General features: G+C 56.3%; 17 protein-coding genes. 12 read left to right on the top strand and 5 right to left on the bottom strand.

Features of this window, described 5'->3' with window-relative positions:
- The first annotated feature begins 35 nt into the window (after nt 1-35).
- The 5 genes from IDL90_RS10250 (at nt 36) to IDL90_RS10230 (ending at nt 9,778) form a co-directional block, all read left to right on the top strand.
- Nucleotides 36-3,074 carry a cell wall-binding repeat-containing protein gene (locus IDL90_RS10250; RefSeq protein WP_187994436.1) on the top strand — a complete coding sequence of 1,013 codons (3,039 nt, stop codon included), beginning with the start codon at nt 36-38 and terminating at the stop codon, nt 3,072-3,074.
- 535 nt (nt 3,075-3,609) lie between these two features.
- Complete coding sequence (locus tag IDL90_RS10245; protein WP_187994435.1) at nt 3,610-4,434, top strand: hypothetical protein; 825 nt, start codon at nt 3,610-3,612, stop codon at nt 4,432-4,434.
- Between the two features lie 48 nt (nt 4,435-4,482).
- Nucleotides 4,483-6,312 (top strand): ABC transporter ATP-binding protein, encoded by a 1,830-nt coding sequence (locus IDL90_RS10240; protein WP_187994434.1) that lies wholly within the window; start codon nt 4,483-4,485, stop codon nt 6,310-6,312.
- 1 nt (nt 6,313) lies between these two features.
- Entirely contained in the window at nt 6,314-8,587 is a 2,274-nt protein-coding gene (locus IDL90_RS10235) for a hypothetical protein (protein WP_187994433.1), read from the top strand.
- 6 nt (nt 8,588-8,593) lie between these two features.
- Entirely contained in the window at nt 8,594-9,778 is a 1,185-nt protein-coding gene (locus IDL90_RS10230; RefSeq protein ID WP_187994432.1) for a hypothetical protein, read from the top strand.
- Nucleotides 9,779-9,816: 38 nt separating this feature from the next.
- On the opposite strand, the gene IDL90_RS10225 is transcribed toward IDL90_RS10230, so the two are convergent.
- Nucleotides 9,817-10,926, bottom strand: coding sequence for a hypothetical protein (locus IDL90_RS10225; RefSeq protein ID WP_187994431.1), 1,110 nt, complete (start codon nt 10,924-10,926; stop codon nt 9,817-9,819).
- 236 nt (nt 10,927-11,162) lie between these two features.
- Between IDL90_RS10225 and IDL90_RS10220 the strand changes: the two genes are divergently transcribed.
- Together IDL90_RS10220 and IDL90_RS11745 are read left to right on the top strand one after the other, a co-directional pair.
- Nucleotides 11,163-12,230 carry a glycosyl transferase gene (locus IDL90_RS10220; RefSeq protein ID WP_187994430.1) on the top strand — a complete coding sequence of 356 codons (1,068 nt, stop codon included), beginning with the start codon at nt 11,163-11,165 and terminating at the stop codon, nt 12,228-12,230.
- A 9-nt stretch (nt 12,231-12,239) separates the two neighbouring features.
- Complete coding sequence (locus IDL90_RS11745; RefSeq protein ID WP_187994429.1) at nt 12,240-13,451, top strand: glycosyltransferase; 1,212 nt, start codon at nt 12,240-12,242, stop codon at nt 13,449-13,451.
- Here IDL90_RS11745 and IDL90_RS10210 read toward each other — a convergent pair.
- Complete coding sequence (locus IDL90_RS10210) at nt 13,444-14,421, bottom strand: glycosyltransferase (RefSeq protein WP_187994428.1); 978 nt, start codon at nt 14,419-14,421, stop codon at nt 13,444-13,446. The two genes, IDL90_RS11745 and IDL90_RS10210, sit on opposite strands and share 8 nt — an antisense overlap.
- Nucleotides 14,422-14,560: 139 nt before the next feature.
- Here IDL90_RS10210 and IDL90_RS10205 point away from each other — a divergent pair, with 139 nt between their 5' ends.
- The 3 genes from IDL90_RS10205 (at nt 14,561) to IDL90_RS10195 (ending at nt 16,603) form a co-directional block, all read left to right on the top strand.
- Entirely contained in the window at nt 14,561-14,998 is a 438-nt protein-coding gene (locus IDL90_RS10205) for a CrcB family protein (RefSeq protein WP_182141805.1), read from the top strand.
- On the top strand, nt 14,995-15,357 hold the full coding sequence (locus tag IDL90_RS10200; RefSeq protein WP_187994427.1) for a CrcB family protein: 363 nt from the start codon (nt 14,995-14,997) through the stop codon (nt 15,355-15,357). The genes IDL90_RS10205 and IDL90_RS10200 overlap by 4 nt, the downstream gene beginning before the upstream one ends.
- 169 nt (nt 15,358-15,526) lie before the next feature.
- Nucleotides 15,527-16,603, top strand: a complete 1,077-nt coding sequence (locus IDL90_RS10195; RefSeq protein WP_187994426.1) for a D-glucuronyl C5-epimerase family protein — start codon at nt 15,527-15,529, stop codon at nt 16,601-16,603.
- Between the two features lie 38 nt (nt 16,604-16,641).
- On the opposite strand, the gene wecB is transcribed toward IDL90_RS10195, so the two are convergent.
- Nucleotides 16,642-17,715 carry a non-hydrolyzing UDP-N-acetylglucosamine 2-epimerase gene (gene wecB / locus IDL90_RS10190; protein WP_187994425.1) on the bottom strand — a complete coding sequence of 358 codons (1,074 nt, stop codon included), beginning with the start codon at nt 17,713-17,715 and terminating at the stop codon, nt 16,642-16,644.
- A 121-nt stretch (nt 17,716-17,836) separates the two neighbouring features.
- Here wecB and IDL90_RS10185 point away from each other — a divergent pair, with 121 nt between their 5' ends.
- Both IDL90_RS10185 and IDL90_RS10180 read left to right on the top strand, forming a co-directional pair.
- A complete protein-coding gene (locus tag IDL90_RS10185; protein ID WP_187994424.1) occupies nt 17,837-19,126 on the top strand; it encodes a nucleotide sugar dehydrogenase in 1,290 nt (429 codons plus the stop codon).
- Nucleotides 19,127-21,112, top strand: a complete 1,986-nt coding sequence (locus tag IDL90_RS10180) for a DUF6541 family protein (protein ID WP_187994423.1) — start codon at nt 19,127-19,129, stop codon at nt 21,110-21,112.
- Here IDL90_RS10180 and IDL90_RS10175 read toward each other — a convergent pair.
- Both IDL90_RS10175 and IDL90_RS10170 read right to left on the bottom strand, forming a co-directional pair.
- A complete protein-coding gene (locus IDL90_RS10175; protein ID WP_187994422.1) occupies nt 21,109-22,956 on the bottom strand; it encodes a rhamnan synthesis F family protein in 1,848 nt (615 codons plus the stop codon). The genes IDL90_RS10180 and IDL90_RS10175 overlap by 4 nt on opposite strands.
- Nucleotides 22,953-24,647 (bottom strand): rhamnan synthesis F family protein, encoded by a 1,695-nt coding sequence (locus IDL90_RS10170; protein ID WP_187994421.1) that lies wholly within the window; start codon nt 24,645-24,647, stop codon nt 22,953-22,955. The genes IDL90_RS10175 and IDL90_RS10170 overlap by 4 nt, the downstream gene beginning before the upstream one ends.
- Between the last annotated feature and the right edge of the window lie 133 nt (nt 24,648-24,780).

Here is a 24,780-nt window from a genome sequence, read left to right as displayed (position 1 = left end):
TAAGCGCCCCGGCTGCCGCAGCAGACGATAGTCCTATGTCTGTTGAACCTACGGTCAGTGAAGTCGAGTTCGTCGAAGCTGCGGTTGAGTCCGGATACACGGATGGTGAAGCGGTTCCAGAGGAGGTCGGAGACCTTCAACAGGTGGAAGCCGTTGCCCCCGGTTCCGTGGAACAGTTGGATGCGGACGTTGACGCACAGGCGCGTCGCGCCCTCGAAGGTGAAGTAGACGTCAATATCGTTCGCACTGATCTCAAGACCGATAACGCTCTGATTGCTGTCACTTGGGATCCGCAGGCGACAGATCCGGAGTTGGTCTCTCTGCGCTATCTACTTGATGGAACGTGGTCTGAGTGGGTCTCTCTGGAGGTTGCAGAAGAACCAGGGGATGAGACGGAAGGCGCAGCTACCGTAGCTGGGACAGAGCCGTTCTCACTGTTCTTTGCGGATGCAGTTGAGGTGGTAGCGCGCGGCACGGATGACGTGTCGATTCCCGGATTAACGCTGGTTGTCATTGATGCCGAGTCAACTGAACCACTTGAGAACAACCTCGCTGAACTTGCGGAAGAGGCCTCGGACGAAGATGCAGTGGAAGAAACTGCTGTGGAAGAAACAGTGCCGGACCAAGAAGAGCCAGTCGAGGGTAACCCACAATCGGAGACAAGCGTCGGTGACGAACTGCTTGAGCTGGAAGGTGCTGTTGAAGGCACTGGTGCCTCATTCCGCAGCGCATCGACATCCGTTCTCAGTTCAAGTGTTGGCGGTGTAATTCCTGCAGCTTTGAACTCAGCTGGCACGGTTTTTGACACCGGTTACGCAGGCTTGAAGATCAACACCCGAAAGGCGTGGGGTGCCAACGAATCGTTGATGACTTGGACGCCAAAGGCCAACAAGATTCAGGGTGCAGTAATTCACCACACTGAGAGCTCTAACAACTACACGCAGGCTCAGGTAGCCCAGCAAATCCGCAATATCTACGAATACCATGCGGTGGAACTTAAGTGGGGCGACATCGGTTACAACGTCATTGTCGATCAGTTCGGTGGAGTTTGGGAAGGTCGTGCCGGGGGCTTGACGAACCAGATCCATGCGGCGCACGCCGGAAACGCAAACAGCGCGACCTTTGGGATCACGGTCATGGGCGGATTCATGAAAGAAGCCCCGATCGCCGCGGCACAAGATTCAGTTGCAAAGACGATTGCTTGGAAGCTACAGCTGCACGGCATCAACTCTGTCGACGGAAAAATCTCGGTACTGCACCAGAGTGGGAAGTACGTTTCGGTCCCAGTTGTTTCCGCGCACCGTGACGTCGGATGGACCGACTGCCCAGGAGATGCGTTCTACACGCGGATTCCAAGCATTCGAAGCTCGGTTGCGGCATACATGAAGGCAAACTCCGGATCCGGCTCAGTGGTTACCCCGGGAACGCCAGGCTCCGCAACAACTGGACTACCAGAAACATTTGATGCCGCCAACATCATCAGCGACGCACTCTTCTACAATCCGGGCACGATGACAGAGGCGCAGATCAAAGCTGCAATCGAAAAGCAGGGGAGTGCCTGCAAGCCAGGGAGCGGAACCACCTGCCTGAAGGACACCAAGTTCCCCACAGTGAACCTGACGACTTTGCGCGGCGGTTGCCAGCCTCTGAACATGTCTGGCAGCCAGGCTCCCTGGACCATCATCTCCAAGACAGCTCAGGCCTGCGGCCTGAACCCGCAAGTCATCCTGACAACGCTGCAGAAAGAGCAGTCTGGTCTTACTCAACCCAAGTCGGCTGCCACCTGGGCCAAGGCTATGGGTAGTGGCTGTCCTGATGGGAGCGGTTGTGACCCGGCGCAGGGTGGCTTCCAGAAGCAGGTCTACTACGGGGCAGACAAGCTGGTTTCCTACAAGATCAAGTCGATGGCCGGACACGTCGATGCTTTCAGAGCGGGCCGTGCAGTGACGGTCGCGCACAATTCGTCGCCCTCCTGCGGCTCACAGTCTCTCCTATATAAGAATGTCGCTACGGCCTCCCTCTATGAGTACACGCCTTACATCGGCAACTCATCCGTAAGCGGGTGTGGTCCAACCGGGCAGAAGAATTTCTACGACATCTTTAAGAGGTTCTTCCCAGAGACGGTTGGCACCAAACCTCAACTGGCGGTCTCTCGCCTGGCTGGATCGGACCGCGTTGCAACCAATGTTGCCGTTAATAGTCAGACGATGAAGGCCGGAGCACCGCTATTCATTGCAACGGCAAGTGACTTTGCGGATGCTCTATCGGTTGGCCCCGCGGTAAGCGTATTAGGGGGTTCCCTGATGCTGACGAGCCCCTCGGCGATGAGTGGTGCGAGTCTCAATCTGGTCAAAACCAAGAAGCCCTCCCACATATACATCATTGGCGGGACTGGCGCAGTGTCGAACGCGGTTGTGTCCCAATTGAAGGCGGCAGCACCCGGAGTAGGTGTCACCCGCGTCTCAGGGGCGGACAGATATGCAACCTCAACCGCGATTTTGGATCAGTTCTTTAGGTCAAGAAGTGTGTCAACGGTTCTGATTGCAACCGGTCGTGACTATCCGGATGCCCTGACAGCTGCCGCAGCGGGTGGGGCCCTGAATGCGCCGGTGCTACTTGTCGATGGAAAAGCAGCCAAGAGTGTTACGGGTGCAGCCGCGAGTTTCCTCTCTTCGAAGAAGCCCGGCAAGGTGGTGTTGGTTGGAGGCGATGGCGTCATCTCATCGACACTTGAGGCCAGCCTGCGCAAGAGCTACAGCGGGATGACCAGGGTGAGTGGCGTTGACCGCTACAAGACCAACATCGCTGTGAATGACTATGTCTCGAAGAACGGTGGCGCCGCGCCTACGGGCTTGTGGGTCGCAACGGGACGTGACTTCCCAGATGCTCTGTCGGCCGCAGTACCTGCAGGCGTCGCAAACCAACGGCTGGTGCTTGCCAACGGAAGCTGCCTCCCGAAACCTGTAGTCTCACAATGGATTGGGGCCAGTACCTCCAAGGTATCCACAGTGCGACTGGTTGGTGGTGACGGGGTGCTACCGACTTCAGTGCAGAACCTTACCGAGTGCAGTTAGCTATCAAGCACTCGTCCCCGGGTCTGTCAACGCGTCCCCGTGATCTACCAACCGGTTCCTAATCCCAAGAATGCCGAGCCTTAGGGGTTCTGCAGGAGTGCCCATTTGCGAGGATAGATATCCTGAACCCATGGACAGTGAAACTGATTCAAGGTCGGTCATGAAGTCTGCGGTACTCTCGATGGCACCGTGCCTACCACCGCAAGTGCGACGCGTGATAGTTCCAGACGAGAATGCGTGGACACGCCGTGATGACAGCTCCGTTGCCCGCGGGAGTCGAGGTGGGAAATCTCTGCTAGTAGGACCACTCAATACCGCCGGCCAGGCCAAACGATGGGCTGATTCCGCATCCCTGATTCCGGGACTGGAAGCCGTGAGCCTTTGCGCGACGAGAGATTTGAGTGCTCTCTCATTTCCTGCGGATATCACCACGTCGCTCAACGCAACAAGGCACTCGCCAACGTGGTCTCGAAGGCAGAGCCGCGAGCTTCTCAGCAATTTCTCGCACGTGCTTATTGAATCCGCGACTCCGATCATGGGAGTTCGATTTGGTCGAGACCTCACACGGGAGGTCGATGCGTTGCGCGATGCGGGCGTCAAGGTGGGTCTGATCTGGCATGGCTCTGACATTCGGCTCCCGTCCCATCATTCACGGGCTCACTCAGGTTCGCCATTCAGGTCTGACCTTGGTGGCTTGACATCGAATCTCCAGAGGATTGCTGAGGCAAATGCGGCTGTTGCCGATCAGCTTCAACTGTCCGAGTTTGTTTCAACGCCGGACCTCCTCGAGTACCGCACGAATGCAACCTGGTTGCCGACTTTGCATGATTCCGCACTGTGGGGTTTGGGGGTAGATCTGTCCTCCGAAGCGAGGAGACACCCCAACCGAGCCGCAGGAGCATCCAAACTGAAGGTGGTTCATATTCCATCTCGCGCGGCACTGAAGGGAACCTCGCACATCCGTGAAGCAGTCGCCACAATTTCGGATTTGGTTGAGTACGTTGAACTTCAGGGGCTGACTCCGACAGAAGTTGTCGAACACGTGGCAGGGGCGGAGGTTGTTATTGACCAAGTTGGAATGGGCTTGTTCGGGGTCGCTTCCCTAGAGGCCATGTCCTTGGGCAAAGTTGTGGTGGCGGAGGTGGGGACATTCACTAGGGAGCGCATCCTGGAACTCACGGGAGCTGAAGTTCCAATTGTTGAGGCAACTTCGTCAACCATTGCGGAAACTGTACGTATGCTCGCAGGTGATGACGGTCTTCGACAAGAGATTGGAGAAAGGGGTCGCAAGTACGTGTCGGAAGTCCATACGCCACAAAGGGTTGGGCGGACGCTTGATGAAGATTTCTTGAGTCAATGAGCATTTGATCGGCAGGGTGACCGTTTGGGGCACGGCTATGCTGGTCCAATGAAGAAACGTGGAAACCCTAAGAAGAAGGGGAGTCTTCGAGATCTCCTCCACACTCTCTCGGAACTCTTCACGGTTCTACCTCCGGGAGCCAAGACCTTCTACATTTGGTACGCGATCTTATCCGGAGCAGTTGGCCTCATGGAGACGGCTGCACTTGGGCTAATGCTGCTTGTCATCACTCCAATAGTTTCTGGAACTGCTGTCGCTCTACCCCTGATTGGCGCAGTTCCCGAAAGTTGGACCCTTGGTCTAGTCCTCGCGATGTGCGTCATCTTCATCTTGAAAGGCGTTCTGGCGGTCACGATGCACTGGTTTGCGACTCGTCGATTTGCCCGGTATGAACTGGAAGTTGGCAATGATCTCTTCCGCGCATACACGCGGTCGACGTGGGAGCAGAGGTCTCAACTCAGCACAGCAGAAGTAACTCGAATCGTCGATTCCTCGATGGCGAACACCAATCTTGGTTTCATCCTCCCTCTTTCACAGATTCCCTCCAACGTGGTGTCATTCGTATCAACGTTGATTGTTCTGGTGATAGCAGAACCGTGGATTGCACTAGTTGCATTGATATACCTAGGGGTAGTCGCGCTTTTGATCATGGTCGTTCTGAACCGACGCATGCGGCTTGCTGGACTGCACAACCGCCTCTATGGATACAAGGTTGCGACGATCATGACCGAGATGGTCGATGCGCTCAAAGAGGTCACTCTTCGCGGCAAGCTCGACGAAGTGGGTGACGTCGTTAAGCAGAACCGCCGTAGAGCTACTCGTGCACGGGCAAACATCTCGTTCCTCGGTGTTGTACCAAAGTACGCCATGGAGTCTGCACTAATTGGTGGCTTCCTTCTTGTTGGCGGATTTGCCTACTGGGCCGGTGGTATCAATCAGGCACTGTTCGCAATTGCCTTGTTTGGTGTGACTGGTTTTCGCATGATCCCGGCACTCAACTCTGTTCAGGCGACATTGGCTCAGGCCTCTGCTAACGAGGTGTATGCGAAAGACGTTATTCGTGAGCTCCGCAAGGTTGAGGTTGAAGAGGTGATTAGGCTCTCTGAAGACACAGAGGTCTTGCCGGGGCAACCTAAAGAGCTGCTACTGAGCGGCGTTGGGTTCCGATATCCGAAGGCAGAGAAGGACGTTCTGGATGATATAAATCTGACCGTACCTTTTGGATCAACCCTAGCGATTGTTGGACCGTCTGGAGCGGGTAAGTCCACCTTGGTGGACATCCTGCTAGGTCTGAGCGAAGCGGATCGTGGTTCAATGACTATCGACGGCATACCCCTCAAATCAGTAATGGGGCAATGGCGTGCTCGCGTTGGATACGTCCCCCAACGCGTGGCACTTTTTGACTCTTCTATTGCCCAGAATGTTGCGCTTACTTGGACGCCTGACTATGACCAAGACTTAGTTGTAGCAGCGCTTGAGCGGGCCGACCTCGAGGAGTTGGTGCACCGTGGACGCGGGATTGATGAGCACATTGGTGAGAGAGGCAGCGCCGTCTCAGGTGGTCAACAGCAGAGAATCGGCATTGCACGAGCGCTTTACTCGGATCCGTTGGTCATGGTTATGGATGAGGCAACCAGTGCGCTTGACACCGCAACGGAACGACGCGTTACCGAGTCGATGGAGCGCTTGCAAGGTGAGGTCACATTCATTACTGTCGCCCACCGCCTAGCAACTGTTCGTAACTACGACCAGATCTGTTACCTCGACCAAGGACGAATCCTGGGCCACGGCACGTTCGAGGAAGTGGTTCACCAGGTTCCAGACTTTGCTAGGCAGGCCGCGCTGGCTGGACTGCTATCGGAGAGCGGAGAGGCTTGAGATGATCACGGCAGGAAACGGCAAAGACTCACGGAGCGCTGAGCCCGCAAAAGGTCATCCCACGCTGTTAATAGTTTCTTACTCCGACATTGCGAAAGATGCGCGCCTCAGGAAGCAGATCGACCTGTTCACTGAGAGCTATGACGTGACGGTTTATGGGTTTGGTGAGCCCTTCGATACGAATGCCCAACTGCTTTTGCACGACAGTGCAGACACTCGTCGCACCGAGCGGATTCGGGCTGCCCTGCTACACGCAAAGCAGTATCGATTAGCGCAGCATTTTGAAGCAAACAACATTGCGGCACGAGAGGTGCTAAAAGGACGAGAGTTTGATGTGGTCCTCACCAACGACATCGAGCCAGTGGGCCTCGCAATCGAGCTTTTTGGCGCTGACAAAGTACACGCTGATCTACACGAGTACTACCCGGGTCTGCACGATCAGAACCCCGCGTGGGTAAAACTCCGCCACCCTTACTACCGATGGATGCTGTTGAACCAGGCTTCTAAGGCGGCTTCAGTTACAACAGTGTCCCAGGGTATCGCGGATAGATATGAGAAGGAGTTCGGCTTTACTGCCGCTGTAGTTGAGAATGCGCTTCCATATATGGCAACAAAGCCAGGACCTGTAGGTGACACCATCAAGTTGGCGCATTCGGGAGCAGCGCTGCCGAACCGAAGCATAGAAACCATGATGAGAGCCGCTGCGGCTTCCAGTAACTCCATTACTCTTGACCTCTATCTCACCGGCACTGGTACTCCGTACTACGATTCCCTCTGGGCGTTGGCTGCCGAGCTGGGGCCTCGCATCACACTTCACCAGCCCGTGGTTAGCGAGGATTTGATTCCGACTCTCAGCCAATACGACCTGGGAATACATATTCTTCCGGCCACGGCAACAAACAATATGTTGGCCCTACCAAACAAGTTCTTCGACTTCGTACAGGCGGGCCTTGGGTTGATTGTTGGCCCAACCGAGGAGATGTCGAGACGCATCAACACTTTCAACATTGGCGCGGTCACTAAAGACTTTCAGCTGGAGAGCCTGGTAGAGACTCTAGATGGTCTTTCAACATCTCAGGTTGAAGACTGGAAGCGGAACTCTGAAGTTGCCGCTCGAAAGTTGGATGTCACCAGCATGCTGTGTGTGTGGAAGGATGCCGTCGATACGATTGCTAGTGATGCGAGGACAGAGATCGAGGTTGATGCAGTCATCCCGGTTCACCGCGCTGATCGTCCGGTTGCTCGTGCAGTGGCCTCGCTCTTCGAAGGAAACAAGACAAAGACCCGCGCGATTGTTATTGCTCACAATATCGATGTCGCTGTCATAGAGAAGGCCCTGGGGAGCTGGGCTGATGATCCTCGGGTTCTACTCTCAAGCCTGGTAGACCACATTCCAAGTCCATCTGGCCCAATGAATCATGGATTTGACCTGGCAACGGCTCCTTTTACTACCCTGCTGGGTTCTGACGACACCCTCGAGCCCGGAGCAATCGATCGCTGGGTAACGATCGCAAATGATGCGAAAAACCCTGCCGATTTCGTGATTGCGAATCGTTCTGATACCTCCGGGATCACTGCCGCCGTACCTCCGGTTCGAGCCGGGCGTCGAGTCTGGCTCGACGGTGCGAAGGATCGGTTGTCCTACCGCGCTGCACCCCTCGGACTGTTGCGCCGGGCAACCTTCGGGAAGCTTCGCTTTCCGCAAGGTGTCTTCTCAGGTGAAGATATTGAGTTCTCCAATCATCTTTGGTTCTCCGGAGCCAACATTGCGTTTGCGTTCGGGAGCCCGGGATACCTAGTCCACGAAGACCAAGGTGTCCGTGTCACTACGACCCTTCGCAGCATCAACGACGAGTTCATCTGGGCGGGCAGCGTCCTAGATAAGAGCAAACCCTGGATGCGCAGCAAGCATGACCGACAGGCGTTTATCGTGAAGATGCTTCGCAAGAACGTGATTGATGCGGTGCGTAATCGGGTGCCAGATGAGTGGGACCTGACCGCTGCACGGCAAATGCAGGAGTTGCTGATCCAGGTTTTCGACATGGAGCCGGATGCATTCGGATTTCTCTCAAAGTCTGAAGCAGAGCTAATTGCGGCTCTGCTACGTGGAGAACAGGATTCCTCTCGTTTGGAGAGTCTATTGGGAGCAGCTCTCAACGTTCATTCTGTTGGGTCCCTCCTGCCTGTCATGATGCGAAACCTCTTCTCTGCGCAAGCGCCGTTGGCCTACCACTTGGCAGGACGTACTTTGGTTCGTCAACTACGTAGAAAGTAGGCGACAGTGGCAGGACTGATAGCTCGGTCAATCGGGCAGAAGATCCTTCAGGCTGGAGCGCTCTTACCCACTCCAGTTCGGGTCAAGCTGCCAGGCGGCCGCCTAGTTTGGGGGGACTCAGACGAGGCGACAGTCGCAGTCGCGCGCCCGGGAAACACGAGGCTACTCGTTGGGCCGGCAAACTTCGCTGGACAGGGCTACGAATGGGCGCGGGCGGCGCAGACTCTTCCCGGAGTGTCAGCCGTCAACCTCGAACGTATCGGAGGAAACGGCCCCGGCGGTTTTGCGACAGACTTCGGTGTTGTCCCAAATGTTGCCGACTTCTCGCCGCGGTGGGCCGCCAGACAGCGTCGAGCTCTCTCTTATTTCACGCACGTGCTCCTAGAGTCTGGGATTCCCCTCTACTCCGCAGCTCGTAGAGAAGTGCTCGCTGCGCACGTGCGTGAGCTCCAGGACCTAGGACTGGTCGTAGGCCTACTTTGGCATGGCAGTGATGTACGCCAGCCTGAAGTGCATGGGCGAATTGAGAAGCACTCTCCCTTCAATGAGACAGACCTATTGGAGCCCATTAGAGCAACAACGATGTGGGCGCACAGTGCCGCCGATGAGCTTGGTATCCCGGAGTTCGTCTCTACGCCAGATCTGCTGCAGTACCGTCCAAGTGCAACGTGGTTACCAACCGTTGTTGATAGTCAGGCTTATCTGCCAGATCAGAACCAGAGGGCCTCGAACATACCGGTGGTGCTACATGCCCCAAGCAAGGCATTGATGAAAGGAACTGATCATGTCCGGAGGGCAGCCGTCACGTTGCAGGCTGAAGGATTGATTGATTATCGGGAAGCTTCCGGCTTGTCACGGGAAGAACTCCGCGAAGTGATGAAGCAGAGTGACATCGTGGTGGACTCTCTATCACTGGGGATGTACGGCGTTGTTTCCGTAGAGGCGATGCTGCTTGAGAAAGTGGCCGTGGCGAACGTGTGGGAGTCTGCTCGGGATCAAATCCTTTCATCAACTAGCCTCACGACTCCCGTAGTTCAAGCTGACCCCTCTAACGTGGAGACCGTCCTCCGAGGGCTGGCCGAAGATATGTTGCGGCGGGACAAGCTAGCTGGGGAGGGGCGAATTTACGCATCCAAAGTCCATTCCCTCGCACGAGCCGCGAAGGTGTTGGAGCCATTTCTTCGAAGCTGATAGAGCCTTCCGGACAACAATGAACTTGATGGGTAGGGCTAGCTAACTATCTCCAAGAACCGGCGACCCTCTGCTTCGGCGTTTACGCTCTGGGCGACAACGTGAGAGGAGCTCTTCATACGCAGGACCTCGTCGGGGGTGAGCTCTTTGAGGCTCGCAGCTAGCTCCCGCCCACTGTGCCCGGGGACTACGATACCGTTGCCCCACTTTCGCACCCAGGGCGCCATTGTGAGGTCGTCGCGCACCGCTAGCGCCAGACGCCCTTGCACGGCTTCGTAGAATTTGTTGGGAGAGGCGTACTTCAGGTTGTCCTTGAGTGGTGGAAGGTAGACAACTTCGACGTCATATTCATTGATTCTCTTTGCGATCTCAAGCATGGGCGCGGGAGGTACCACTGCCATCCTCTCCCGAGCCGGACTGCTTTTAATCAGTGATTGGAGCCAGGCATGTGTAGCGGGGTCAGGCATAATCATGAAGTATGCTTCGAAGTTCTTGGGGAGGAGAGACATCGCATCAACGATCTGTTGCAGGCCGCGCTCAGTGCTCCCCATTCCATGGAAGAGGAGTTTGATCTTTCCATCGCCTCGTTCGACCGGCTGAATATCCTCATACGCGGGCACGTTACGACTTGGCGTGGGGGTTTCTATCCCCAGCTCTTTTACATAGAGATTACCGATCTCTTCATTGACCACCGTCCTCGTATCGATGTGAGGGTTGGCTATCTGGCGGTATTGCCAGCGATAGTAAGGTGACGCCAACTTGGCGCCAAGTGTGTTTCGACGGCGGTCGGGACGATGCTTCTCATGAAGGTCAACATGTATATGGGCTTTTCCAAGTGCCGCCCCTAGCGATTTGGTATTTGCCAGCCAGGGGAGGAACTCGACCTCGTTCAGGACAATCAGATCATACTCACCGCGTTTGACGCGTTCTCGTGCGACTTCGGGAACCCTGTCCAATAGCTGCCGCCGGAATGAGAACCTGCGGGGCAAAACAGCTCCTGCAACAACGTATCCAATCTTGCTGGTGAGCCACTTTGCCGGAGCTGAGAGGGTGAATGTATCGCGCACACTTACGGGAGGTTCAGTTCCCAGCCCAATAACGTCGACATCCCAACCATCGCTTGTTAGCCACTCTGTCTGTCGGTACACCCTAGGGTCTCTGGGGATGTCGGAGTACGAAACAACAAGGGCAGTTTTGCTTCTTGGGGCAGAAGTGCGCATTTCCTCTGAAACCTATCTCAAGGGGTGTCATGGTGGGCCGTGACATCGGTGTGGTTACAGGATATTCGAAGGCTTACCGTTATTAGAATGTGCGACTGTAATCTCGTAAGCTTGTGACAATAGCGATCGGTGGCTCGGCAAGGCCCAAACTGGAGGTGGGACGTTTGTCTCGGAATGTTGCTGAGGTCGTCATTGCTTGCCATTCTGCGGAACGGCCGCTCGGGCGTGCCGTCGCCTCGGTTCTAGAAGGGAATGGTGACTTAGCCACCGTTACCGTGGTCGCCCACAATATATCCGCAAGCGTGCTTCGGGACTCTCTGACGCCCAGGCACGCAACGCAAGTACGTTGGCTTGAGTTGGCTGACGGGACACGATCGCCAGCCAATCCCTATAACTTCGGCACAAGTAAAGTCACCGCCGAATGGGTGAGCTTGCTGGGTTCGGATGATTTTCTGCAACCCGGTGCGGTAGCCGACTGGTTGACACAGTCGGCGCGAGCAGATGCCGTCATTACGCGGCTTCTGTATGACCGCGGAGGTGTCGTGAGGACCCCCCCTGTGAGGCCATTTACGCGATCAGAGCGGGATGCCGTTCGGGACCGTCTCTACTACCGCAGCGCTCCACTTGGTCTCATGAGACGTGAATACTTGGAGGCAAATGACTTCGCGTGGGACCCTGACTTAAAGGCCGGAGGCGACCTGCGCCTTTCGACGCTACTGTGGTCTGAGGGTCGGGTTGCTGTCCAGACTGCAGGACCCGGGTACGTCATAGGTGCAGACGCTTCAGACAGGGTCACAATGCGTTTGGCGCCATTAAGCGATGAGTTGAGCCATGTCGAACGCGCCTGGGGACACACTGGTTGGGCGCGCGCCCTCACCGGAGCGCAGCAGAGGGCGCTGGCCGTTAAATACTTGCGAATCCATTTCTTCGGCGCCGCGTACTACCGGGCGATCAATGAAAGGTGGGGTGTTGGAGACCGTGAAACTATGGCTGCGGCCATTGAGATGGTCTTGCGACGCGCCCCGTCAGCCCTGTGCCCGCTCTCGGTCGCGGACCGCCGACTCTTGTCCGCACTTAGAGATACTGCAGTTCCCGATGCAGAAGTAAACAGGCTTGCCAAAGCTCGCCGTAGTTTCCTTCGTCCCTCTGCTCTTGTCCCGAAAGATTTAGCTTCCCTGTTTGACCGGGAGGCCCCACTTCGGTTCATGGCCTCTTCCGCGTTAGTCAGATAGGAGAGCGATGTGAAGAAGGACCGTCTCATCGGGCCAAAGGTGACAATCGTTAGCCGTATCTTCCTCCCGGAGCCCGCCGCGGCGTCTTTCCGACTAGGGGCTGTTCATCGCGCCCTCATTGAAGATGGTGCTGAGGTGACCGTGCTGACTACGCAACCTGCCCCATCCTCTGAGACGGTTTTGGCGACGGCATCACCTCAGATCAAACGCTGGCCGGCACTTCGGGACAAGACGGGCTACGTGCGTGGGTATTTGCCCTATATGTCCTTCGACATTCCACTGTTTTTCCGGTTGCTTGTAGAGCGCCGTCCCAACGTGATTCTCGTTGAGCCGCCTCCGACAACCGGCGCGGTCACCCGTGTTGCAGCCGCACTAAAGCGTGTTCCTTACGTTTGGTACGCCGCAGATGTGTGGTCTGATGCAACAGAGGTAACTGGTGCACCACCAATCATCGTCAGCGTCCTTCGCTTCATTGAGAGATTTGCGATTCGCGGTGCATCTGGCGTGATCGCTGTCAGCGACGGGGTTGCTCAACGCGTGGCAGAGCTTGGTGGGACGAACATCCGCGTAATCCCCAACGGGATTGATACCGACGTTTACACAACGGACGTGCAGCCACTGGACACAGACGAGTTAGCAGAGTTAGGAATAGTCTCTCCTTATCTCATCTACGCAGGTACCGCATCGGAATGGCAAGGCGCCAGGGTCTTTGCGCAGGCCATGCGGAGTCTCGCCTCCACCGACCACAACCTGCAAGTGGTGTTTGTCGGTCAGGGAACAGAGTGGGATGCGATTAGGGAGATCGCAGCAGAACTCCAGACAACGCATGGTAGAGACGTGATCATCCAGGTTCCACCTTGCTCGCCTTCGCGCGTGGCTCACCTGCTCGCGGGTGCGGAAGGTGCACTGGTTTCAATAGTTCCCGGCCAGGGGTACGATTTCGCCTACCCGACCAAGGTTCTCGCATCACTTTCTGCAGGAAAGCCGGTGCTGTTTGCCGGAAGGGGACCCGTTGTTGATGACATCGATACTGCTGGTTTGGGGATTGCAACGAGCCATGACCCCGTCAGCGCAGCTGAGGGGATGACTTCACTTCTCAAAGCCGATACCCAGCGGTTTCCCAAGGAGATGCTTCGCGACTGGGTAGTGAAGAACCGCTCCATGGGACGAATGGGGCAGAAGGCGGCAGATTTCCTGCTCAGTATTGGTCGAACTAGGTAAGAATTGTCTTGTAGATTTCCTCAAGCTCATGGAGGCCGCGTTGAGGTGAACGTTCCGCAAGCACCCAGTCACGCCATTCCAGTGAGCTACTTTCAGCATGCTCCGGGTGATTCAACAGATCCTCGACATGCTCACGTGCATTAGCAATTGGGGTTCCAGGACCCGGCACCCCGACTTCCAGAGCCGGATCAATCCACCCAACTAATGGGCGACCGAGGGCGAGACACTGCAAGTCTGACATTCCCAGGGAGCCAAAGGAGAACTGGCCGATGACAACATCAGCAGATTTCAGCGTGCCTTCAAAATCCTCTGAAGTCATCTTTGGGAGCATCTTCACGCCCGCCTCCTTCGCGCTTTTGGCATGCGTTCCCCAGTCCACCCCTACGACCTCGATTCCATCTGCCACAAGGTCTCCCGCGAGGTCGACCAGGCTTTCCCCGCCTTTGGAATCGTCCCAGCGTGCGGAGAAGAAGACTCGACCGGTCGGTGCTTTGGGACTCTCCTGAGCCCGCATGGAGCGGCGGTACGTTTCTGGTGGGAGTGGGTTGGGGACATAAGTTGCAGAGGAGTCCAGCTCTTGTGCGGCTTCAAGTAGATCTGGTGTTGCTACGACAAGTTGTGCCGAGTGCTTCACGGCTGCACGTTCGACGTGTCCTATCAGGGGGCGGTGGAGGTCTTGGCGCAGATCGGTGCCGTGGAGGTGCAACACGTAGGGTGCATTTTTTAGCCAGCCGTAGTATCCGTTAGGACCGTAGTGAATGTGCTGTACCTCCGGCTTGGTTCCATCGCTCAGGTAGCGGAGCGCATCGGTGCCGCGTCTAGCCCAAGCGGAAAGCGACGTGAGTGAGGGTGCGGCCGGGAGATTGCGCAGGGCCCAGCTGCGGCCGTTGGCACGAGCTGTGTGCACCAGGTTGGTTCCAGTTGATGCAACATCGCCCAGATGAAGTACCTTGGTGTCGTTGCTGTACATGTCACTCCAGGTGCGGTTGGGTGTAAGAGCATTTCCGGTTCTGACGGTACCAGCGTCTGCCGGTTAGCGGCAGTTGGGCGGGAGCGACTGGCGAGAGAAACTATAGAAGTCGGCTCTGCGTGGAAGGTTAGGTGGGACCATGGGAAGCAACCGTCGGTACTCCGGTGCGGCACTGGTGTTCTGTGGTGGTGCGCTCGGCACTCTTCTGCGCTACCTGATTGATGTTGCATCTGTTCGCGTCTCTGGGTTCGCCCTCGACATCTTCATCATCAACGTTGTCGGTGCGTTCATACTGGCGTTCTTGGTGGGGTGGATTACGGGGGCAGGGGAGCCGACACGGAATGAACTACGTCTGCGACTGTTTCTGGGTACCGGCGTGATGGGAGGCTTCACAACATACTCGACGCTTGCGGTTGAAACTGCGCACAACCTAGGTGATGGACGCTGGACGAGCGCGCTGGTGTACTCGTTAGGGACAGTTCTGGTTGGTGCACTGCTCAGCGTGGCCGGGGTGTTGGCGGGAAGGCGCGCTGTGCGTGCGCGCAGGCTCGGTCGGGTCCTGGGGGAAACACGATGAACGGCCTGCTTCTCGCGCTTCTGGTTGCCGTCGCCGGAGGATTGGGTGCGACGTTGAGGTTTGTCATCGACATGTCGATTCCCGCGAAGGCTAGAGCACGCTTTCCCTGGGGAACCTGGCTCATCAACATCACAGGCTCATTCGTCCTCGGACTCATCGCTGGTCCGCTCACTGGTGTGGTGTGGGGGCCGATCTTTACGGTTGGGCTGCTCGGCGGATATACGACCTTTTCCGCAGCCAGCCTCGAGACAGTGTCGCTCGCTGAGGACGAGCGTTGGGGGACAGCTCTCTTCTACGGGCTAGGTACCCTGGTAGTCAGCGTGCTTGCTGCGCTGGGCGGAGTCAACCTGACGGTCTAGACGACTTGAGATCTAGTCGAGAGCCCCACGGTCTTGGTGTCAGCGGTCATCAGCTCGCCCCGCGTAAAGAGTCCTGCGCTTCACACCGGACCGGCACTACAAAAACGTGTTATAGAACTGACAAAGCAATCTGACACTTCCCTCCAAATGGATGTGCCAAGATTATCGAATGTCACCACGCCATGCCACACGGGTATCCAAGAGTAAGCCAGATACGTACTGGCGCTTGCTCGCAGCAACTGTCGTCGTATTGGTGAGCGTAGTCCTCGTGGTTTTGGTAATCCACGGTACGGAGCGTGCACCAAGAATTACAGCCCAATCTAGCTCCACATCGCTTCAATATGGAGACGTCGCTGCCGCTTCTCTCCCAGATGGGGTGGCAACGTCTGGTGTCACTCTTTCCCCGCTGGTCATTCGTCCTTACGGGAGGAGCCTGGATAACCTAGCTGATCTTGACGATGCACGGCGTGAGTACGATGAGAACGGCGTAGTCGTGCAGTCATGGCCGGATCACGAGGGCTTCGTGACGCACCCAGTGGGTTTGTCCTGGTACATCGTGTATGCCATAGAGTCCTATTTCACTTCAGGCGAGCTCGAGTACCTGAACAGAGCGGAGCTCAACGCCCAGAAGCTGCTTGATGATTCAGAACTTGTCGATGGTGCCAGATGGTTCCCCTACGACTTCGACCACACATTTCACGGCGTCATTCCTCTGGAGGCGCCATGGTACTCGGGCATGGCGCAGGGCATGGCGCTCTCCGTGTTCACGCGCATGTACGAGGCGACAGGGGACGATAAATGGAAAGTCGCGGCCGACGAGACATTCGCTTCGTTTACCCAGGATGCGTCTGCTGACAGGATGTTCCTAAACATCGATGAAGGGAATCTGTGGTTTGAGGAGTACGTACAGCCTGACTACCCGGCCAGCCACGTGGTGAATGGGCATATGTACGCGATGTGGGGACTATTTGATTACGCCATTCAGTTCGACAATGAGCAGGCCGCAGCGCTCTTCGACGCTGGTGCGACGACGGTTCGCGACTCATTCTCTGAGTGGAGATATGAGAATCAATGGTCGTATTACTGTGCGGGTCAGGTTTGTAAGGATATCGACCTGAGGCCGGAGAACTATCATCGCGGGGTAACATACCAACTTACGGACCTTGCACTCATGACAGGCGACCGCACATTTCTAAACATGGCAGACACATTGGAAGAAGATGCTGCCGTAGCGAGCGGCAGCTGATCTGGCCAACTCCACCCGGTATTTCGGCCTCGATCTAGCTAGTCGGCTGAACTGTGCTCCTTTAGCGCCGCCACCACCGCGTCGGCAGCATGTCCGTTCCCGTACGGTGCGGCGTTGGTAGTGGTGGGACGGGGACGCGTTGCTGCCGCGGTGAGGGCGGGGCCAGGTTCAACGAGGACGTTCCAGCCGAGTTCCACTGTTTCGACCCACTCGGTCTCTGGGCGCACCGTGGTGCAAGGTACACCGAGCAGGAACGCTTCCTTCTGCAGTCCTCCCGAGTCAGTGATGACGCCGCGGGAGTTCATGACGGCAGAGACAAGTTGTGGGTAGGGGATGGAAGCGTGGGCAATCAGGTTCCCGCGGGCAAGAGTCAACCCATGTTCCTCAACTTTGGCTAGGAGTCGTGGGTGGGCGAGGATCACCACTGGATGGTCCACGTTGCCCAGCGACTCAAGGATCGCTTCTAAGCGGGTCGGGTCATCCGTGTTTTCCGCACGGTGAATGGTGGCAACCGAGTAGGTACCCGGCATCAGATCCAGACTGTCCTGGAACGGAGAGTTCTTGCCCTTCACTTTATCCCGGGTCTCGTAGAGGACATCCGTCATCACGTCACCCGTGATCACAACACCCTCGGTAATGCCCTCATGGGCAAGGTGATCGGCGCCAACCGTTGTTGGGGTGAGCAGAAGGTCAGAGGCGTGGTCGGTAAGAACACGGTTGTGTTCCTCCGGCATACGCCGGTTGAAAGAGCGGAGGCCAGCCTCAAGATGAGCCAGGGGAATGTGCATCTTCGCCGCACAGATCGCCGCTGCGAGCGTCGAGTTCGTGTCCCCGTAAACCAGCACCCAGTCGGGATTGTGCTTCGCATAGACGTCGTCGAGGGCGCTCATCATTGCCCCCGTTTGTTTCCCGTGTGATCCCGAACCAACCCCCAGGTGTTCGGCTGGTGCCGAGATCCCCAGGTCCTCAAAGAAAACATCAGAGAGCATCAGGTCGTAGTGCTGACCGGTATGCACGATGACGTGCTCGATGCCCGCTTTCTTGAAGGCCTTATCGATTGGTGCCAATTTGACGAACTGAGGGCGTGCGCCGACCACGGAAAGAACTCGCATGGTGTGATTATAGGCAAGAGCGGGTTTATCTGGTCACAAGCAGGATTGCTGCCGAAGCCCCAACTGTAGACTTGACCCCGGTTGATCCGCGGATACTTGCACGGAATGAAAGGCACACTTCATGCGCGTAGCAGTTGTTGCTCTTGGAAAGATCGGTTTGCCACTGGCAGTCCAGTTTGCTGACGCAGGCTGCGAAGTGGTGGGCGTTGACGTTAATCAGCACACGGTTGATCTGGTCAATGCGGGTATTGAGCCGTTCCCCGGGGAAGACTTCTTACAGGAGAAGCTGTCCGTCCTCGTTCCCGCCGGACGACTGCGGGCCACAACCGACTACGCAGAGGCCATTCCCGGTGCGGACGCTGTCGTCCTGGTCGTTCCTCTGTTTGTAAATGATGAGACCTGGGAGCCCGACTTTGGCTGGATGGATGCGGCCACCGCTTCGCTTGCGGAACACCTCACCCCCGGAACCCTGGTTTCCTACGAGACAACCCTCCCGGTGGGAACAACACGCAACCGTTGGAAGCCAATGATTGAGCAGATCTCCGGTTTGAAAGAGGGCGTGGATTTCGACCTCGTCTTCAGCCCCGAACGTGTCCTGACCGGTCGCGTGTTTGCCGACCTGCGCAAGTACCCCAAACTGGTTGGCGGACTGTCGGACCGTGGAACCAAGGCAGGCATTGAGTTCTACAAGCAGGTGCTGTCTTTTGATGAGCGTCCCGACCTTCCCCGTGAAAATGGAGTGTGGGACATGGGCAGCGCCGAGGCCGCGGAGATGGCCAAGTTGGCTGAGACAACGTACCGCGATGTCAACATTGGTTTGGCTAACCAGTTTGCCGTTTACGCAGACAAGGAAGGCATTGACGTCAACCGCGTAATCGACGCCTGCAACTCCCAGCCCTACAGTCACATTCACCGCCCCGGAATTGCGGTTGGTGGTCACTGCATTCCGGTTTATCCACGCCTCTACCTGTCGACGGATCCCGATGCTTCGATCGTGCGGACCGCGCGCCAGTTCAACGCGGCAATGCCCGACTACGTGGTGTCCCAGGTGAAGAGCCTGGTTGGTCCTTTGAAGGGCCAGAAGGTTGCCGTGTTGGGTGCTTCCTACCGTGGCGGCGTCAAAGAGACCGCGTTCAGCGGCGTTTTTGAAACTGTTGATGCGCTGCGTCGTGAGGGCGTCGACGTAGTTGTTGAAGACCCCATGTACGAGGACGAAGAACTGGCCGCCTTTGGCTGGGATCCCTACCACGTTGGTGAGGACGTTGACGTGGTGATCGTACAAGCCGATCACAAGAGCTACGCGGATCTTTCCCCACGCGACTTCCCCGGCATCAAACTCCTCTTTGACGGGCGCCGCATCACGAACCCGGACAACTGGGTTGGTACGCCTCGCCTGGTTATTGGGGAGTAGATGGCGGGGGGTATATCGGTGCTGGAGTGGTTCACCCTGTTGGGTTTGGTCCTTGGGATCGTGGTTCTCATAGGGGCACTCGGGTACCTCCCTTTGCGAATTCTCGGTCTCCGGAGCCCGCAGGCTGTTGTTCTGTCGCCACCAGTGGGATTGGGCATTCTCGGACTTCTTACTCTGGTCAATGGCGTAGTCGGCTGGAGGTGGTCCTGGTGGCAGGTTTGTATCACCCTCGTACTTCTCATAGCAGCATTCCTCCTAGCGGAATGGAAGGACGCTGCTCGAGGGCCAAGATTGAGTGTTCCGGAGATCAGTGGACGCACCGCGCGACTGGTGGTTGTCGGCATCTTATTGTTTGCGGTTATACAAACCGTAGCGCTCGTCATCACTTGGCCGGGAGCAGCAGCGATCCAATCATTCGGTGATGCACAGTTCCACTACAACGGAATCCAACTGTTGCTTGATGGTGCAAGTACCAGCCCGTTTGGCGGCCTATCTGCCATGTACGATCCTGGTGGGCAGGGTGCGGTTTACTACCCAACCTTGTGGCACTCACTGGTATCGCTATTCTCCTTCGGAGATCGAATAGTGCTCGCCTCAAATGCTGCAGTGATCGCGACGGGCTCAGTCTTCTGGCCCTGGTCGCTTGCGATGCTGGGACTTATAACGGCGCCAAAGTCTCGCTTTGTAACCCTGTTCGTACCATTATTTGCGCTACTGTGCACAGTTTTCCCCGGAAACTTGGTGTTCCGAACTTCCATTCATCCGCTGGGGTTGGGCCTGGCGTTCCTGCCAGCCGGAATTGCGATCGTGCTTCTGATTGTCGATAATGCGCGTTCTCCTGCGGCCTATTTCCTCGGAGTTCTGGCGGCAGTTGGTCTCTTCGCAGCGCACCCGAGCGTTGGGCTGCTGCTGATGGTGGTAGTGGGGATTTCGATCTTGGGTGCTATCTTGCAGCTCTCCGCCACCCTGTGGTCGCGGGGGGCAAAGATGGCGTCTTCCTCGGTGGTCATCATTGCTAGTTTGGCAGTATTTACGCTATTTGCCGTGGTCTTGCGCAGTGACTATGTGAACAACCTCGGAATGTTCAGCCGTGAGTCAAAGGCATATACAGAGGTTGTCGCCACGCTCTTAAGTGGGACGCTAGCGTCAGCCCCATTGTTTCCGAATGTTTCGTTAGTGCTTCTGTGGTTGTGTGTTTTTGGGTTCGCAATACTTGGGATATGGACGATGCGCAACTTTGGAGCGGCTCGCGTGCTGCTGGCGTCAGGACTCACCTACGGGTTGCTATTTGTACTCGCCGGTGGACCCGAAAACCGCTTACGCGCACTGACTGGTCCGTGGTGGAAGGACGATACACGCCTCCTCGTGCCTTTCCTCATAGTGACGCTCGTCTTCGCATCGGTAGGGGCCAGCCGAGTAGTATGCCGACTCATCGACCCTCCAATTGAAGATCGTCGACGTTGGTTCGGGTTGGTTGGGTTCGCCTCCTTGCTGCTGGTCGTGGTAATTGTCTTGCCGGCTGCCCTTTCCACGGGACGAACGCTAGGCGGATACGCAAAGCTCGGCTACAGTCTCGATCCTCGCGTGCCGTCAGTCTTGGACGAAGACAGGGTCGTTGTGCTCGAAGCAGCTAGTGCCGCATTTGAGGACGGCGAAGTGCTGGTAGGTTCCTACTCCAGTGGTGTGGGTTTCGTGTCAGTATTCGGTGGGGTCGATTCTTTCTACCCACGCCCCTTGTACAGCTCGGGAGACCAGAGTCTGCTCGCGACTGAATTTGATCAGATTCTCACCGACCCTCAAGTGTGTGAGGCGATTGAGCGTCACGGTATCGTGGGCCTGATGATTGACAGTGGAACTCCGGTGAATCGGCGAGATCCCGCATATGCGGGCTTCTACAACGTGGATGTTGGGTCAGGGTTCGAGCTTGTTGCCCAATCAGGTGGCATATCACTGTGGCGCATAACTGCATGCGATGATACGAACTAGGCGCCTCTTATAGATGCGATCTTTGACCTGATTGCGCGCCTAGTTTTCTTCCCAGCCATCCATCCAGCGGTTAGAGACTCCCCAAACCTAGGGAAGCGTGCGCTGACGCGTCGCTGTACTAGTGATCGAATGGATGTCACTGGAGGGACGCCGGAAGCTCCGGCGTCAAGCATTTTCACTTGCTCAAGAACGTGTGGATGAATATACGAAGAGCTTGTGTCTAGCTTGTACTCGAGAGTAACCGCCGATATTTCTGCCAATTCTGGAGTTTGAACGCAACGAGAGTAGTAACCCTGGCTGTAGACGACATAGCTGTATAGGCGTTCGAGGACGTGTGCCAGGGATCCGTCGCGGTAGTTGTCGCCTCTTGGAAACTCGTTGGGCCTGAAATTGGCATCAACAAGCGGAAGCAGTGCTTCGCGCCGCGCGATGAACATGCTGCCGTATGGCGATAGGGGAGTGTGTGTGTCGAAGGGGATATCTATCCCGAGTCGCTTCCCCAATCTTTCGGCGGGGAGGCGATTAGCTGTCCACCCGTTGCCCATCGTCGGGAGCCCCATGTGGATCACGGGAGGAAAGACCATTCCGAGCTGCGGTTCATTCGTGAAACGGTTGTAGATGTGAGCGACGTGATTGGAGGAAGAAAAAAGATTCTCGAAGAGGTGGCTGCGGAACCACGAGCTGACGCTTTGAGGGTCCTGGACAGATCGCTTCGAGTGCATCTTGACAACCAGATCGAGTTCTACATCCCGGATGACATCACCGCAATCCACCAGGAACGCTGAGATATCACGCCCGTCATTTGTAGCGACTGTGCGGACTTCAATGTGGTCGAAATGCGCTTGATATGGGAGTTCCTTCAGGGATGCTTCGAGCCTCGCTTGCTTCTCAGCGGAATCAGTTGTGATAAAGAGAGAGACGGGTGACGGGATGTTTGAGGCATAGCGAACCATCTCGCGGAGCATGTCAGGATAGAACACGTGGGCGCATACTGCAGTCTTCAGGGTGTTCTTGTGCTTGGGCGCTACACCTTGGGGTATATCCAGAAGTGCGATATTTGTATACCAGACTTGCGGTGGAACAGCATGGGTCAGGTGGCTCCAGAAAATGTCGAGTGGGTATCCGCTCTTCACTACTTCACTGTATGCGGTGCGCGCGCTCACGGCCCACCGTTCCAAGAGTAGCGGATCAGAAGTGAACGTTGCCCAAGGGATTAGTGGGATGCCAGCCGTGGAGGAACGCAAGAAATAGTCTTCGTCGGAGTTTCCATAGAGCCAACCGGGAGTGAGACCTGCCGGTGCTAGTGCCAGCAGAAGATCACGGAGACTAGACGCGCCGTTGAGGGCCACCAGGAGCTCTGAGGATCGAAGCGTGTTGTGGGAAAGCTGCAAGAACTGAGGCTCAAGCGCCAGGGACTCAGTGCCCTGTTCTCCGTCGTACGTTGGATCGGGCTTGGTGAGGAAACGGATCGATCTCCCCGGGGCATCAAGGCGTGAGAAAAGATCGTCAAGGTCGGAAAGTGGACCGATGAGGCCATCGGTTACGATGAGAATCTCCTCCCCGAGCTGGTGTGTCAAAGAGGGTGAGGCTGCTGCAAGCGATGCGAGGATCCCCGCGAGTCCGCGATCTCGGTCATAAGGCAGGTGAGTCATACCCGAGTCTGAAACTCTGAGCGATGAGTTGGCGCGGTTAGCTGGTACCGCAATGAGGGTCGACGAGCAGTAGGGACGAAGCGCTGAAAGGAGATACTGGCCAGCAGCGTCAATGTCCTCTGTTGTGGCTTTTGAGTCAGCTGCTGCGAAAACCAGTGTCCGTGATCGCGTCGCACGACGATAGGCCGTCATTTCTCAACCCGCCTCATGCCCGAAATCGCGGATCTCGCTTGCAGTTCTAGATTATGCACGCGATCAAATGTTCCTGGGGATAGGTTCTGGATCGCTTTACCGATCCTATTTTTCAGGGTCGGAGCAATCACATGTCCCGAATACGGGTAGTGCGTGTAGTCGCGGAAGATTCTGGGAGTATGCGAGTAGAGATCTACGACGAAAAGTAAACTCGTCTGGGCCTCTGTAAGACTCCCTGTCTCACCAACGAAGAAGCCCCCGTTGCGTGCTATGTCCCCCGTCAGCATGTCCAACATTTGGTGAAGTACCTCGTCATCACCTACGAGGTCAACAAGTGATTTCCACCCTCCACCCCTAACTATTGCCTCCCTCAGGAGTTCCACCACCTCTCGGCGGTAGGCCGCTGCTCCACGGTAGGGCGCCACGGGAGATGTCTGGCTGAACTTCCCCGTCAGCTCGAGCTGGTCCGCCAACTTCATTGAAAGGAGTGAGCTACCAAACCAACTTCGCCCTCGCACTGCAGTACCGACGACCTGCACGTACGGGTAAACGGCTCCAAGTTTTGAGTGAGCATCGAACAGTCCGACGATGAATTCTGGATCAGCTGTGATGGCCTCAGTGACGTTCTGGTATCGGAGCTGTATCCCGTCTGCGCGCAAACCGGGCCTAGGAGGTCTGGGAGCAATTATGAGGATGTCTGCCTCGCCCATGAGTGCGTCGATTCCGCGTTCAGCGAGGGTCTTCCATGGATGTGACGTTCGACTTCTGAGTGCTACACGGTCACCTTGGAGTTCGATCACATTGGGTTGGATGCTCTCCTCAAGAGGGTCCGTAACCCGGATGTAGCTTGCGCCGATTCCTTCAGTAAGCTCTCTCGTGGTTGTTCGTCGAACGACACCCTCAACTATTAGGTCCTCGGGGTATCCTCGACGCTTTGCTTCCTCTGTTACCGCGGCGGTTACTATGCCTTGGTCAACTAGAGCGGGCACATCATGGAAATAGAGACGCTTCTTGAATAGTGGGCAACCATCTTGGAGAAGACCAACAGGTGCCTCCATGGTGGCGTTTGAGACTCCGTAGTTGGCAGCCGGGAAGGCGGCTTGCCAGGTGAATCCGAGGTCCGCGAAGTACCTGGTGAACTCGCATTCGAACTGAGTGACGACCTCCGAGTAGGAAGTCGGGTCCTTCAATGACTTCCAGTAGCGTCGAAACTCGGGGCTGCGCAGGATGGGCCCCCGTATCGACAACCAATAGGACTGCAAGTGTTCCGGCATCGTTCCGCGACCTGTGTACGGATGAGGCGAGACTGCGGGGTGATCGGTGATACCCCACAAGTCAACGTCAACTGAGTCCATACGGTCCAGAAGCGGCTCAAAAGATCCCACCGGGCCAAAAAATGTGTAGTTCACTAGGAAGAGCTCGTCGACACCTGCAAGCGTGTCCCATCCGAGAAACTCGAGTGCGTCTCTGTAGGCGCCAACATCGAATCCCACGTTGTCACGCTCTAGGACGTCGTCTGCGATCGCCCTGACAGCCTCGAGTGAGCTCGCCTGTAGGGACCCATTCACAACAACCAGTATGTTCTCCACAAAGAAACGGAATCCACGAAGGGTGTGAAGGACGGAGGTATCGCAAACGCCATCTGCGTCGTACAACAGGAATACCAGTGTTCTATTTAGTTCAGTCTTCACACCAACACCGTTCCTTATTACACGCTTCCATGCCACTTGATTGTTCACAGCCTACAGAAATGATGGCCGTTAGACACTGAATGCAGCCAGACCGAATTCGGGAGACGCGCGTAGATGGTTATCATTGTCTTCA

This window comes from Schaalia sp. JY-X159, from assembly GCF_014525425.1.
Lineage (GTDB): Bacteria > Actinomycetota > Actinomycetes > Actinomycetales > Actinomycetaceae > Scrofimicrobium.
Note: the sequence above shows the minus strand (reverse complement) of the source record. Positions and strands in the feature narration are given on the sequence as shown.